Origin of the sequence: Natronocella acetinitrilica (genome assembly GCF_024170285.1) — a bacterium.
Classification (GTDB): domain Bacteria; phylum Pseudomonadota; class Gammaproteobacteria; order Nitrococcales; family Aquisalimonadaceae; genus Natronocella; species Natronocella acetinitrilica.
The window spans coordinates 263627-277406 of sequence record NZ_JALJXV010000001.1 but is presented as its reverse complement, the minus strand read 5'-3'; the positions used below and the strand labels follow the sequence as shown (position 1 = coordinate 277406).

General features: G+C 64.2%; 12 protein-coding genes. 6 read left to right on the top strand and 6 right to left on the bottom strand.

The window, feature by feature from the left end; genetic code table 11:
* Window position 1: 1 nt before the first annotated feature.
* Window positions 2-349 (bottom strand): divalent-cation tolerance protein CutA, encoded by a 348-nt coding sequence (cutA, locus tag J2T57_RS01380; RefSeq protein ID WP_253473096.1) that lies wholly within the window; start codon window positions 347-349, stop codon window positions 2-4.
* Window positions 350-539: 190 nt separating this feature from the next.
* On the opposite strand from cutA, the gene groES reads away from it, so the two are divergent.
* The 5 genes from groES to J2T57_RS01355 all read left to right on the top strand — a co-directional run bounded on the left by groES (window position 540) and on the right by J2T57_RS01355 (window position 6769).
* Window positions 540-830: a co-chaperone GroES gene (gene groES / locus J2T57_RS01375; RefSeq protein ID WP_253473093.1), complete on the top strand. Its 291-nt coding sequence runs from the start codon at window positions 540-542 to the stop codon at window positions 828-830.
* A gap of 58 nt (window positions 831-888) precedes the next feature.
* Complete coding sequence (gene groL / locus J2T57_RS01370; protein WP_253473090.1) at window positions 889-2544, top strand: chaperonin GroEL; 1656 nt, start codon at window positions 889-891, stop codon at window positions 2542-2544.
* Window positions 2545-2675: 131 nt separating this feature from the next.
* Window positions 2676-5531, top strand: coding sequence for a bifunctional [glutamate--ammonia ligase]-adenylyl-L-tyrosine phosphorylase/[glutamate--ammonia-ligase] adenylyltransferase (gene glnE, locus J2T57_RS01365; protein ID WP_436262676.1), 2856 nt, complete (start codon window positions 2676-2678; stop codon window positions 5529-5531).
* Between the two features lie 46 nt (window positions 5532-5577).
* A complete protein-coding gene (locus J2T57_RS01360) occupies window positions 5578-6519 on the top strand; it encodes a branched-chain amino acid transaminase (RefSeq protein WP_253474193.1) in 942 nt (313 codons plus the stop codon).
* Window positions 6512-6769 (top strand): zinc-finger domain-containing protein, encoded by a 258-nt coding sequence (locus tag J2T57_RS01355; RefSeq protein WP_253473087.1) that lies wholly within the window; start codon window positions 6512-6514, stop codon window positions 6767-6769. The genes J2T57_RS01360 and J2T57_RS01355 overlap by 8 nt, the downstream gene beginning before the upstream one ends.
* Window positions 6770-6829: 60 nt before the next feature.
* On the opposite strand, the gene J2T57_RS01350 is transcribed toward J2T57_RS01355, so the two are convergent.
* The 4 genes from J2T57_RS01350 to J2T57_RS01335 are packed head-to-tail and all read right to left on the bottom strand — an operon-like array spanning window position 6830 to window position 11046.
* The gene (locus J2T57_RS01350; RefSeq protein WP_253473084.1) at window positions 6830-8296 is read right to left on the bottom strand and encodes a hypothetical protein; all 1467 of its coding nucleotides are present in this window, start codon (window positions 8294-8296) and stop codon (window positions 6830-6832) included.
* Window positions 8289-8966, bottom strand: a complete 678-nt coding sequence (locus tag J2T57_RS01345) for a sulfotransferase family 2 domain-containing protein (RefSeq protein WP_253473081.1) — start codon at window positions 8964-8966, stop codon at window positions 8289-8291. Before J2T57_RS01345 ends, J2T57_RS01350 begins: the two co-directional genes overlap by 8 nt.
* On the bottom strand, window positions 8960-10111 hold the full coding sequence (locus J2T57_RS01340) for a glycosyltransferase (protein ID WP_253473078.1): 1152 nt from the start codon (window positions 10109-10111) through the stop codon (window positions 8960-8962). The genes J2T57_RS01345 and J2T57_RS01340 overlap by 7 nt, the downstream gene beginning before the upstream one ends.
* Window positions 10108-11046, bottom strand: a complete 939-nt coding sequence (locus J2T57_RS01335) for a lysophospholipid acyltransferase family protein (RefSeq protein ID WP_253473075.1) — start codon at window positions 11044-11046, stop codon at window positions 10108-10110. The genes J2T57_RS01340 and J2T57_RS01335 overlap by 4 nt, the downstream gene beginning before the upstream one ends.
* A 124-nt stretch (window positions 11047-11170) precedes the next feature.
* On the opposite strand from J2T57_RS01335, the gene hldE reads away from it, so the two are divergent.
* Complete coding sequence (gene hldE / locus J2T57_RS01330) at window positions 11171-12598, top strand: bifunctional D-glycero-beta-D-manno-heptose-7-phosphate kinase/D-glycero-beta-D-manno-heptose 1-phosphate adenylyltransferase HldE (protein WP_253473072.1); 1428 nt, start codon at window positions 11171-11173, stop codon at window positions 12596-12598.
* Window positions 12599-13003: 405 nt separating this feature from the next.
* Here hldE and J2T57_RS01325 read toward each other — a convergent pair whose 3' ends face one another.
* A complete protein-coding gene (locus J2T57_RS01325) occupies window positions 13004-13714 on the bottom strand; it encodes a 3-deoxy-D-manno-octulosonic acid kinase (protein ID WP_253473069.1) in 711 nt (236 codons plus the stop codon).
* Window positions 13715-13780 lie beyond the last annotated feature (66 nt).

Below are 13780 nucleotides of genomic sequence, written 5' to 3'. Positions count from 1 at the left end.
GTCAGTCTTCTTTTTTCGATGCGATGTCGGGGCTGGTCTGGTATGTAACCCAGGCGAGATAGTCACTCAGGCCGCCCGTCACTGGGACCGCGATGATTTCCGGAAGTTCTTCGCTGTGCAACTCGAGCACCGTGGCCTGCAATGCAGGCCAGGCCTGGCGAGTGGTCTTCATGAGCAGCAGGACTTCTTCATCACGATGGGTTTCCCCACGCCACCGGTAGACCGAGGTCAGGCCAGGCACGATGTTGACGCAGGCCGCATGTCCGCGCTCGACCAGTTCGCCGGCAATTTCTTCGGCCAGCGCGCGGTCGGGGCAGGTGCTGAGACCCAGCAGGTGTTCATCCGCCATGGGGCTGTTCCTGTGCGTGGAATCCATTTCCCTTGAATTCTACCAGCCATGGCCGCACCTCGCCCGGCATCACATCGCTTGACTCAAGTCGGCGCATGTTTATTATTAGCACTCACCGATGACGAGTGCTAACAGCTCGTCTGAAACCCAAGAAGGTCCTAAGGCTTTAACACGCTAGGAGATAGGCCCGATGAACATTCGTCCTTTGCATGATCGCGTGATCATCAAGCGTATGGAAGAAGAGCGCACCAGCCCGGGTGGCATCGTGATTCCGGACAGCGCCACCGAAAAACCGATCAAGGGTGAGGTCCTCGCCGTCGGCAAAGGCAAGGCCGCCGACAGTGGCGAAATCCGCGCGCTGGACGTGAAGGTTGGCGACAAGGTGCTGTTTGGCAAGTATTCCGGCACCGAGGTCAAGGTGAACGGTGACGACCTGCTCGTCATGCGTGAAGACGACATCATGGCGGTGATCGAAGGCTAAGGGCCTGCGACACCAACCGAGCTTTGACGAAACCGACTTATCAAGAGGTTTAGGAACAATGGCCGCAAAAGACGTACGTTTCGGCGACGACGCCCGCCATCGCATGGTCAAGGGTGTCAACATCCTGGCGAATGCCGTGAAGGTGACCCTCGGCCCCCGTGGCCGCAATGTGGTGCTGGAGAAGAGCTTCGGTGCCCCGACGGTGACCAAGGACGGCGTGTCCGTCGCGAAGGAAATCGAACTCAAGGATCGGTTTGAGAACATGGGCGCCCAGATGGTGAAGGAGGTCGCCTCCCAGACTTCCGATGTGGCCGGCGACGGCACCACCACCGCCACTGTTCTGGCCCAGGCCATCCTGCGGGAAGGCATGAAGGCGGTTGCCGCCGGCATGAACCCGATGGACCTGAAGCGCGGTGTCGACAAGGCCGTGACTGCGGCCACCAACGAACTGCGTAACCTGTCCCGCCCCTGCGAAGACCACAAGGCCATCGCCCAGGTCGGGACGATCTCCGCGAACTCCGACAGCTCCGTGGGTGAGATCATCGCCGAAGCCATGCAGAAGGTTGGCAAGGAAGGCGTCATCACCGTGGAAGAAGGCTCCGGCCTGGAAAACGAGCTGGATGTCGTGGAAGGCATGCAGTTCGATCGCGGTTACCTGTCGCCCTACTTCATCAACAACCAGCAGAGCATGTCCGCCGAGCTGGAGGACGCCTACGTTCTGCTGTGCGACAAGAAGATCTCCAACATCCGGGAACTGCTGCCGGTGCTGGAGAACGTCGCCAAGGCGAGCCGCCCGCTGCTGATCGTGGCCGAGGACATCGAAGGCGAAGCGCTGGCCACCCTGGTGGTGAACAGCATCCGTGGCATCGTCAAGGTGGCTGCCGTCAAGGCGCCGGGCTTTGGCGATCGTCGCAAGGCCATGCTGCAGGATATCGCCGTTCTCACCGGTGGCACCGTGATCTCCGAGGAAGTTGGTCTGACCCTGGAGAAGGCCACGCTGGACGATCTTGGCTCTGCCAAGAAGATCAACGTGACCAAGGAAAACACCGTGATCGTCGACGGTGCCGGCCGCGCTGATGACATCAAGGGTCGGGTCGAGCAGATTCGCGCCCAGATCGAGGATGCCAGCTCCGACTACGACAAGGAAAAGCTGCAGGAGCGGGTTGCCAAGCTCGCCGGCGGTGTTGCCGTGATCAAGGTCGGTGCCGCGTCCGAGATCGAAATGAAGGAGAAGAAGGCCCGTGTGGAAGACGCCCTGCACGCCACCCGCGCCGCGGTGGAAGAGGGTATCGTCCCCGGTGGCGGTGTTGCCCTGGTGCGCTGTCTCTCCGCCCTGCAGGACATCAAGGTCGACAACCACGATCAGGAAACCGGTGTCGGCATCGTGCGTCGCGCCATCGAGGAGCCGCTGCGCCAGATCGTCGGTAACGCCGGCATCGACGGTGCCGTGGTCCTGGACAAGGTGCTGGCAGGTAACGGCAACTACGGTTACAACGCCCAGACCGACCAGTATGGTGACATGATCGAGTTCGGCATCCTGGATCCGACCAAGGTCACCCGCTCTGCGCTGCAGAACGCCGCGTCCGTGGCTTCTCTGATGATCACCACCGAGTGCATGGTGGCCGAGCATCCGGAAGAGAAGAAGTCCGGTGGCGACGACATGGGCGGCATGGGTGGAATGGGCGGCATGGGAGGCATGGGCGGCATGATGTAAGCCCCCTGCCTGCCTCGCGCAGCCTCAAAGCCCCGCTTCGGCGGGGCTTTTTTGTTACTGTCCCCGGAGGCAGGAACGCAGAAGGGGTCCACGTCTTGAGTGTGGCAGCAAGAGAACTGATCGACCGCGCCATGTCGCGCCTGCCGGACAGCCTGCGCTCGCAGGTCGCCGAGTGGATCTCCGACTTCCAGGATGTTGGCGAACTGCCGGAGTCGGAAATGGCGCTGCAGTCCCTGCCTGCGGTCTGGGCAAGCAGCCCGTTCGTCGCCCGAGCCTGCCTGCGGGCACCGGAGATGCTCCAGTCCCTGTCCGGCGACGGCGAGCTGGAGCGGGCGCGGGAAGATGGCGAGTTCACCCTGGGTGTCGAGCAGGCCATTGCCGAGGCGGACAGCGAGGAAGCAGTCAATAGTGCGCTGCGGCGGTTCCGCCGCCGGGAAATGGTGCGGATCGCCTGGCGGGATCTGGCCGGCTGGGCGGCCCTGGAAGAGACGCTGCGTGAGCTCTCCGCCCTGGCGGATGCCTGCATCGATGGCGCATTGCGCTGGCACCGCGACAAGCTGCAGGGCCGTTTCGGGACGCCCCGGGACGCGGAGGGCCACGCCGTCGGCTTTTACGTGCTGGGTATGGGCAAGCTCGGTGGCCGGGAACTCAACTATTCCTCGGACATTGACCTGATCTTCGGCTTTGCGGCCCCGGGGGAGACCGATGGCCCGCGTTGCATCGCCAACGAGCAATTCTTCACCCGCCTCGGCCAGAAGCTCATCAACACCCTCAACGCGCGCCTGGTGGAGGGCTTTGTCTTCCGGGTAGACATGCGCCTGCGGCCTTACGGTGACTCCGGTCCGCTGGTGATGACCACGGATCAACTGGAAACCTACTACGAGAGCCAGGGGCGGGAGTGGGAACGCTACGCCATGATCAAGGCACGCGTGGTCGCCGGCGACCAGGCTGCCGGTCAGGCCCTGCTTGATGCCTTGAGACCGTTCATCTATCGCCGTTACCTCGATTTCAACGCGCTTGCCTCGTTGCGTGACATGAAGGCCATGATCGAAAACGAGGTGGAGAAGCGCGGGCTTGAGGACAACATCAAGCTTGGCGCTGGCGGCATCCGCGAGGTGGAGTTCGTGGGGCAGGCCTTTCAGCTCATCCGTGGTGGTCGGGAGCGCGGCCTGCAGGAGCGAAGCATCATCCGGGTGCTGGAATACCTGGGGCGGCAGAATGCCTTGCCGGGCTATGCCGTTCGTGAGTTGCTGGAAGGCTATGAATTTCTGCGGCGTTGCGAAAACCGGCTGCAGGCCATGGAGGACAAACAGGTCCACGAACTCCCGGAGCAGCCGGTTGATCGGCAACGTCTGGCGCTGTCCATGGGCTTTGATCGTTGGGACGACTTCAATCCCCGACTGGATGATATCCGCCGCCGGGTGCACGACCATTTCGATCAGGTCTTCGCCGCCCCCCAGGCCGAGCGCGATAGCGCGGCCCATGCCGTACCCGAGATCGGTGACCTGTGGAGCGAAGAGCTCGACGCGGAGGTCGCCAGTGGCGTGTTCGAGCGCAACGGCTTCGAACGGCCCGAAGCGTCACTCAGGGCCCTGCAGACTTTCCGCGATGGCAGTCATTGCCGGGCGCTGTCCAGTAATGGTCGGGCGCGGCTTGATCGCCTGATGCCGCTGCTGCTGGGGGCCATCGCCGCCGCTGAGCATCCGGATGACACATTGGCGCGGCTGCTGGATCTGCTGGAGGGCATCGTACGACGCACCACGTATATTGCCCTGCTCGTTGAAAACCCCATGGCGTTGTCGCAGCTGGTCAAGCTGTGCTCCGCGAGCCCGTGGATGGCCCGCCATCTGGCCCGTTACCCGGTGTTGCTGGACGAGCTGCTGGATCCGCGCACGCTCTATGCCCCCCTGCGCCGCCAGGCCCTGGCGGACGAGCTGCAGCACCGCCTTGATGCGCATCCGGAGAACGACATGGAACAGCGCATGGAGGTGTTGCGACAGTTCAAGCAGGCCAACACCCTGCGCGTTGCCGCGGCTGATCTGTCCGGCGTCACGCCGCTGATGGTGGTCTCCGATTATCTCACCGACGTCGCCGAGGTGGCCCTCTCGGAAGTGCTGGACATGGCCTGGAAGTACCTGGAAGGCCGCCACGGCAAACCCTGGTGCGTGGTGGACGGAGAGCGCCGTGAGGCCCGGTTCGGCGTTATCGCCTACGGCAAGCTCGGGGGGCTGGAACTCGGCTATGGATCCGACCTCGATCTGGTTTTCCTGCATGACAGCGTTGGCGAGCAGCAGTCCACCGATGGGAACAAGGCGGTGGATAACAACGTGTTTTTTGCCCGGCTGGCGCAGCGCATCATCCATATTCTCGGCGCGGCCATGGCCGGCGGAGTGCTTTACGAGGTGGACACCCGGTTGCGTCCCAGTGGCAGGGCCGGCCTGCTGGCCACGGGAGTCGATGCCTACGTCGACTATCAGCGAAACAAGGCCTGGACCTGGGAGCATCAGGCACTGGTTCGGGCTCGCTATGTTGCCGGCCCCGAGGAACTGGGGGAGGTCTTCGCCACGGTTCGCCGTGACATCCTGGGGATGGAGCGTGATCTGGATGCGCTACGCAAGGACGTGCGGGAAATGCGTCACCGGATGTACCAGGAAAAAGGCCAGCGCAGCGACGATCTGTTCGACCTCAAACAGGGGCGGGGCGGTATCGCAGACATAGAATTTATGGTGCAATATGGCGTGCTGGCGAATGCCCGTAAGACTCCCAGGCTGCTGCGCTACACCGACAACATCCGTTTGCTCGGCGAACTGGCAGAAGCCGGGTGGATCAACGGCACCGATGCCGAACGCCTGGCCGACGCCTACCGCCTGTATCGTGGGCGCGTGCACCGGGCAACCCTGCAGGAGCGGCCCACGCAGGTCGACGGTGCGGAGTACGCCGAGCAGCGCGACGCGGTAGCCGGCCTCTGGCAGCAGCTCATGGAATAGCCCCACGGCGGGCACCACAACAATCATCCTGGAGGAAACACCCTTGATCAGTATGGACGACCGCGACGGCCACATCTGGTTCGACGGCGAGTTCCTGCCCTGGCGCGAAGCAAAGGTACACGTGCTGACCCACACCCTGCATTACGGCATGGGTGTCTTCGAGGGGATACGCGCCTACAAGACCGATCGCGGTGCCGCCGTTTTCCGTCTTGCCGAGCACACCCGGCGACTGTTCAACTCCGCCAAGATTCTCGGTATGCGCCTCTCGCACACGCCCGAGCAGATCAGCGACGCCATACTCGATTGCCTGCGCCACAACGAGCTGCAGAGCGCCTACATCCGCCCCATGGCGTTCTATGGGTCAGAGGGCATGGGGTTGCACGCCCACAACCTGCGGGTGCATACCATGGTTGCGGCCTGGGAGTGGGGTGCGTACCTGGGCGCCGAGAACATGGAGAAGGGTATCCGGGTCAAGACATCCTCGTTTAGTCGCCATCACGTCAACATCACCATGTGCCGGGCCAAGGCCAATGGCAACTACATGAACTCCATGCTGGCCCTGAAAGAGGCGGAAGATTGCGGCTACGACGAGGCGCTGCTGCTGGATGTGGACGGTTTCGTCTGCGAAGGCTCCGGCGAAAACTTCTTCATGGTTCGCGATGGCATGCTGTACACCCCGGAACTGACCTCGGCTCTGGAAGGCATCACCCGGGATACCGTGCTGAACCTGGCCGCCGAAATCGGCCTTCCGGTCCGCGACAAGCGTATCACCCGGGATGAGGTTTATACGGCGGACGAGTGCTTTTTCACCGGCACGGCGGCAGAGGTCACGCCGATTCGCGAACTCGATGGCCGCGTGATTGGCAGCGGTCGCCGTGGCCCCATCACAGAGCGCCTGCAGTCCATGTATTTCGACCAGGTGGAAGGCCGCCGGGAGAGCCATCCCGAGTGGCTGAGCTTCGTCAACGAGGAAACGACCAGTGCCTGATCCGCAGACCCACGATCGAACGGACCTGATCGAGCCCAACGCCGAGAACCGCTATGAGGTCACGCGGGAGAGCCTGCCCCTGGCTTGCCCGATGCCCGGCATGTACCTGTGGAGTTCCCATCCCAAGGTCTACCTGGCGATCCACAAGACGGGAGAAGCGACCTGCCCGTATTGTGGTGCCGAGTTCGTGCTCACGGATTTCGACGCTGACGACGACGAAATCCGGCGGCTCAACCGGCGCGATATCTAAAGAGCGCCTGGTAGGGTGTGTTGGCGCGCAGTGCATTACGGCCTCCGGCCTAACGGCACCCTAAGCTCGATCATGGCCACGCATCAGCCATTGCCGCGCCTCCTCCGGCGGCAGTCCGAACCTTTCGCAGACCTCCTCCCGCAGGCGACCCGCATCTCGCTCCCAGACCCGGTCGAAGGCTGGCAGCCAACGTGGATACCCGCGCAGGCCGTCGATGTCCACCAGCACAATCTGACCGTGTCGGACACCCCAGGCCTCCAGCCCCAGACGCTGATGTGTCAGCCTCGCGTCGCGGAGGCGCTTCAGCACGCGTCCCATGTCCTGCAACAGGTCCCGACGCTGGTCATTATCGAGACCTGGCAGAGCCGTGGGCAAGCGCACGGTCTCCTCGGCCCGCTGTAACAGGTAGCCTTCCCGTCGCAACGGACCCAGACGCTCCTCGATCAGGGCCACTGGCGCGTCGACGGGAATTCGCAGGCGGCGCAACAATACTGCCTTGGTCCAGGCGCGCACGGGCCGGGAGCCGCGGATCAATCCAGCCAGCGCGCCGAGATACGAATCCCTGGCGATATGCCGCACCCGCAGCGGATGGTCACCCAGCGTGACCAGACTGCCCACAGAGCTCCGCGTGGCGGTACCCATCCAGGTTTTCGGTTCCAGTAGCAAGGAGTGCAGAGGCTTCGGCAGCCGTCGCCGGTCGACGATGCTGCGGTGCCTGCCGGCACGGGCGGGGCGGAAATGCTTCCAGCCGCGCAGGCTGCGGCCCGCTACGCGTTTAGCGACGTCCCGCCTTGCCGTATGCACGGCACGCAGAAACGCCTGGCGCCGTTCATCTGTCGCCGGCCACCCACGCAGCTGGCAGTACTGCTCGAAGCCGGCGACGATCTGCTCCTCGGTAAAGCGGGTCTTGTAGGCGTAAAGACGCATCAGATTGTCGAATGCGCGGCGACGGGCAAGCGGCGCCCGATAGCGACGCACACGATCACCATCTATCGACCACAGAACGCCGTTGTGGGGCAGGAAGTTGGTCCAGTTGAGGTCGTTCTGGACGATGCCGCTGAGGTGATGCTGGTGCAGTGTCTCGACAATGCGGGCGTTCAGCGCGTCACTGAAGGGGCTGCTCGGTGGCCATGCCTCGTCCACCGGGACATGCTCAAGGATGGTCAGCCAGGCCCTGGCCAGACGGCAGTAGCCCGCATGCATGACCGCTGGTGCCTGCACCTTGCTCGTGGCCAGGGCGCGGCTGCCCCGCAGTCCGCGATACCACTCCCAGAGCCCCGCCAGGCGGCCCAGGTAGAACTTGGCCACCACCTCGGTGCCGTCCAGCTGCCCGCGCAGGATGAGGCGCTTGCCGGGATAGGCATGAATCACTTCCCGGGTCTGCAGAACACTGCCCTTGCCCACCGCGATCCGCCGCTGCTCGAGCTCCACAGGCCTGGCACCGAAACGCCCCGCCAGCAATCCACCGAGCAGCCAGGCTTCGTCTGCCCAGTGCAGCACAGCGAGTGCGGCGAACAGTTCAGCCATGGTCATCCGCTGGTTCGAACTGGTAGGCGAGCAGGTCCAGATCCCTGCGATAGTGTGTGGCCACCAGATCGACCAGTTCGGCATCGTAGTAGCTACGGTAGTCCTTGCGGTCTTCCGCCTTGCGCAGGTGCGGCAGTGCTGGCGGTGGCACGCCGATGCGGCGGCAGATGGTCTGGTAGTCCGACTGCAGGTTTTCGTAGCGGCCGATAAAGTCGACGATGACGCGCCCCTGCAGATCCACGATGTACTCGTGCTGCAACTCGGCGGAGATGTCCAGCATGTAGTCGTATTCCCGGTCCGGATCGAACTTGAGCTTCAGAAAATCCCGAAACGTGCGCACGCCCTTCATCACATCCGGTTTTTCCCGACGAATGTGATGAAACGAGCTGACCTGCAAGTCCCAGGGATTGCGCACGATGGCGAACTTGAAGAATCCGGTGTAGACCTTCTCCGGCAGCATTTCCTTTGCGGCGATGGCCTTGGCGTGACGGGGAAACTTGAGGCCGAGTTTGTGTCGGGGGCGGGTGACCTGACTCACCTGGCTTGCCAGCCAGAGCGGCGCGCCGTACCAACTGCCCCATCGATAGCGACGCAGGGCGGCCCGCAGGCTGGTACCGCCTGTCTTTGCGATGTGGACGAAGAGAAAATTCCTACTGTAGGAAATCAGCATGGCGCCTGGTCGCATTGGTTGTGGTCGGTCCAGTCTACTGCAAAGCCCATGGCTTCAAGGTAACGCCGGCTGCTGAAGGCGACCGTATATTCCCGGACCGCGTAGCGGAGCTGATCCGGCGGCGGCGGATCATCCAGCATCCGGCGCATGGCGGCTGTCATTGCGGCCACGTCGCCCACCGGAACCAGTGGCGCCACCCGGCCATCGTCGAGAATCTCCGCCGGGCCGCTGGGGCAGTCCGTGGCGACCACGGGAACGCCCAGTGACAGCGCTTCCACCAGCACGTTGGGAGCACCCTCGTAGCGCGAGGACAGCACGAATACCCGGCTGCGGGCCATCCAGGCGTAGGGGTTATCGGTGAAGCCCGGCAGGTCGACGTCATCAGTGACTCCCAGGCTGCTGGCCAGCTGTTGCAGTGTCTCCCGGTCCGGGCCCTCACCCAGGATGATCAGGCGGCAGGGGCGCTGTGCCCGGAGGGCGGCAAAGGCATGCAGCAGTGTGGTGAAGTCTTTTTGCGGGCGCAGGCGACCGGCGCCGAGCAGCACCGGCATGCTCTGTTCTTCGTCCAGCCAGGGATGACCGCTGGGCATTTCCGCAGACTCGGCCAGCGACCCCGTGACGCTGGGGTTGCGGATGACATGAAAGCGCTCTGCCGGTAGTCCGCCGATCCTGGCGAGATCGACCGCCACGGCGTCGGCCACCGTGATGATGCCATCGGCCAAGGGGTACAGCCGGCGCACCGGCAGAAAGCGTGACCAGCGGCGCAGGGCGCTCTTGCCCGCCAGCGAACCACTGAGATGCATGCCCATGCGCAGATACACCCGGGTGTCCACGCCGGTCAGGCGGCGCGCGATGAGGGCAACCCGGCCAGCCCGATCCTTGGCGGCCAGCAGCGCTGCCGGGCGCTCCCGCCGCAGGTATGCCATGACTGCAGGGAGCGCAAACAACGAGGTGCGGACATCGAGCCGGACAATCCGCACGCCTGACGGGATGGCGTCGACGTGACGGCCGCGGGCTTTGAGCAAGAGCAGGTCGACGGCGATCCCCTGATCCACAAACCCCTGCAGGAGATTGCAGATCATGCGCTCGACGCCACCGTCTCCGGTGAAGGCAACCAGAACCGCGAGCCGCTGCGGGCCGCTCATGGTCCCGTCCGCTCGTAGAGATTGACGGTGCGGTCGGGCTGGCGCTTGAAGCGCCGATGGATCCACAGATACTGCGCTGGATGACGGCGGACGGCGGCCTCCACCACGGCGTTCATCCGGGTGGCATCGGCCAGGTCATCACCGCTGGGGAAACCCTCCAGCGCGGGCTCAAAGCAGATCTCGTAGCCGCCGCCATCGGGTCGGCAGTTGAAGAAAAGCGGAACCACGTGGGCGTTGCCCATGCGGGCGAGGCGCGATAGCGCCGTGATCGTGGCGGCTGGTACACCGAAGAATGGTGCGAACACCGAATGCCGGCGACCGTAATCCTGATCGCCGGCGTACCACACCGGCACGCCCTTTTTCAGCGAGCGGACGATGCCGCGGATATCGTCCCGGGAATAGGCTTCGGCGACGTTGCGGCGACGTGCCCGCAGCATGGCTGCGTCGAGCACTGGTTTCTTGCGCAACGGCTTGTAGATGGCGGCGACCTGCATCTCCCGGCCGAGAAACCGTGCCGCCAGCTCCACCGAGGTGAAGTGTCCCGAAAGCAGGATCACCGGGCGGCCGTCGGCGAGTGCCGCCTGCAGGTGCTCCCGCCCCGTGATGGAGACGGGAATCCCATCGACTCCGGCACCGCCGAACCAGCCCAAGGCAATCTCGGCGATGCCGCGCCCGGTATAACCGAAGTTCTCCCGCACCAGGACATCCCGTTCCGCCGCGCTCAGCTCGGGAAAGCACAATTCCAGATTACGGCGTGCGATCTCGCGTCGGCTGGGCAGCAGATGGTAGGCCAGGTGCCCCAGGCTGGTTCCCAGGGATACCGCCCAGCGCCAGGGCAGGCGCGCTATCAGCCAGGTAAGGGCAAGGGTCGCGCACTGGCCCCAGTTGCGGGGATGTGCCGGGCTGGTTGGGTACGCGGTCTGTCGAGCGGTCAAGATGCGTTCCAGGGTTTGCGGGATGGGTGGCATTGTAGGCAAGCGACCTGTAATTCGCATCCCCGGAGCGCGTGGCGACTGGGGACTGGTAGAATTCAGGCAATCTATCGCCCCGGGGTTGCGCATGCAGTTGACCTTGCCTGATTTCTCCACCGCTCGCGTGCTGGTCGCCGGTGATCTGATGCTCGATCGCTACTGGTATGGCAGCACCGGGCGTATTTCACCGGAAGCGCCGGTGCCGGTGGTGCACGTTGGCGGCACCGAGGAGCGTCCCGGCGGGGCCGCCAACGTGGCGCTGAACATCGCGGCCTTGCAGGGCCGGGTGAATCTGCTGGGCCTTACCGGCGACGACGAGGCGGCATCGATGCTGCGCCGTCAGTTGCTGGAGCAGGGTGTCGATTGCGCATTTCGCGAGGTTGCCGGTCATCCCACCATCTGCAAGTTGCGGGTGCTCAGTCGTCGCCAACAGCTTATCCGCATGGATTTCGAACGCCCCTTTTCTGACGATGAGCGTGAAGGGTTTGGTCGCCTGTTCCGCGAGCATCTGCAGGCTGCCAACACGGTGGTGCTCTCGGATTACGCCAAGGGCACGCTGGCCGATGCGCCGGGGATGATCCGGGCTGCCCGGGAAGCGGGGTGCCGGGTGCTGGTGGATCCCAAGGGCAGCGACTTCAGCCGCTATCGCGGTGCCGATGTGCTCACCCCGAATCAGGCCGAGTTCGAGGCGGTGGTGGGGCATTGCGAAAACGACGCGGCGCTGGAGGCCCGCGGTCGCAATCTGCTGCGGGAGTTACACCTCGGCGCAGTCCTGGTCACCCGTGGCGAACGTGGCATGTTGCTGATCACCGGCACTGGCAAACCCCTGCATTTGCCGGCTCATGCCAGGGAGGTCTTCGACGTCACCGGTGCTGGTGACACGGTGATTTCGGTGCTCGCGGCGGCTCTGTCCGCAGGCAGTGAGTTGCCGGTGGCGACGGCGCTGGCCAACCTGGCTGCCGGACTGGTGGTGGCCAAGGTGGGTACGGCCACGGTGACGGTGGCGGAGTTGCGGCGGGCGCTCCATGGCGTCACGGCAGATGGCTACGGCACGGTAGGTCGCGCCGAGCTTGAGTTACTGGCGAGTGACGCGCGCGCCCAGGGTGAACGGCTGGTTTTTACCAATGGCTGTTTCGATATCCTGCACGCCGGGCATGTGGCCTATCTGCAAAAGGCCCGCGCCCTTGGAGACCGCCTGATTGTTGCCGTCAACGATGACGATTCGGTGCGCCGCCTAAAGGGCCCCGAGCGCCCGTTGAACCCGGTGGAGCAGCGCATGATGGTGCTCGCCGCCATGGGCTGCGTGGACTGGGTGGTGCCGTTCTCGGAGGACACGCCGGCTGCGCTGATCGAACTGTTGCGCCCGGATGTGCTGGTCAAGGGTGGTGACTACCGGCCGGAGGATATCGTCGGTGCCGACATGGTCACTGCGGCCGGGGGCGAAGTCGTGGTACTGGACTTCGTGGATGGCGTGTCCACCACCGGCATCATCGAGCGCATCCGCAAGGGCACCTGATCGAAGGCACACCCTCGGAACGGCCCCAAACGTCGCGTGCGTGCGCCCCTCCGGGACCGTCAGCGACAGGGATGTCGCTGTCGAGCCCCCATGGATGGGTTTACGGCGTGTCCCGGAGGGGCGCACGCATGCGGCGTTCCCTGACCCGTGGTGATGCCATGCAAATGCCCCGGTGGCTGTGTCATGAAGGCCGGTCGTATGGCCTCTGGTCATGGCTGGGTCTGCTTGCGGTCAGGGCCCTGCGACGGGTGCGTCGGTCAGGGACACGCCGTAGATACGTCCCTGTAGGCTCGACAGCGACGTCCCTGTCGCTGACGGTCCCTGACCGACGCACCCGCCACAGGGCACGGCAGGTGCGGGGTGCGTGGTTATTGTCAGGCGCGGCCAATGGATCTGGTGGCTGGATCACAGGGGCGTCTCGTAACTGGCCAGGAGGCGCTGCCAGTGGCGGTCGGCGGCGGCCTTGAGTGCCGGGTCTTTCTGCAATGAGCGCCGCAGCCGGGCGATATTGCCCAGCGCCCAGTCATGGTCGGTGCGGTGCGTGCCACGATCCCAGTCGATCAGCCAGATGCGGCGCTCCGCGTCCACGAGTATGTTGCGCACGTTCAGGTCCGCATGGCGGAAGCCGGCGATGTGGAAACGGCGGATGGTTTTGCCGATGCTGCCCCATAAGGCCACATTGTCCGCACCGGCATGAATCACCGTGTCCAACGGTTCGGCGCCGGGGATGGCAAGGGTGAGGAGATCGCCCCGGTAGCCTGGCCCCTGTCGACTCACCCGGGCTGCGACTGGCACCGGAACCGGCAGCCCGGCGGCTCGCATCTGCGCCAGCAGATGCCACTCGCGCCATGGCCGGGTTCGCTCCAGCCCTGTCCAGACATAGACATCCGCGCTGATTCGAGCCACCATGCCGCCCCGCCAGTAGTGGCGTAGTACCATGTTGCGGTCCCCGAAGCGCAGAAACCAGGCGCTGCGTCGACCGCTGCTCTCCCCGGTGAGCATATTGCGGGTGGCGAGGGCGTCCGGATCGAACAGCCACTCGGGCAGTTGCTCGAGGATGGTCGGGTCGTGCAGTTGCCAGTGGCAACCGTTTTGGTGAATTTCGCTATGGCGCATCAAGCCGTATTGCCCTTCAGAAAACCACCGAACAGGCTCTGCCTGCTTCGTTTATCAGCGATCGGT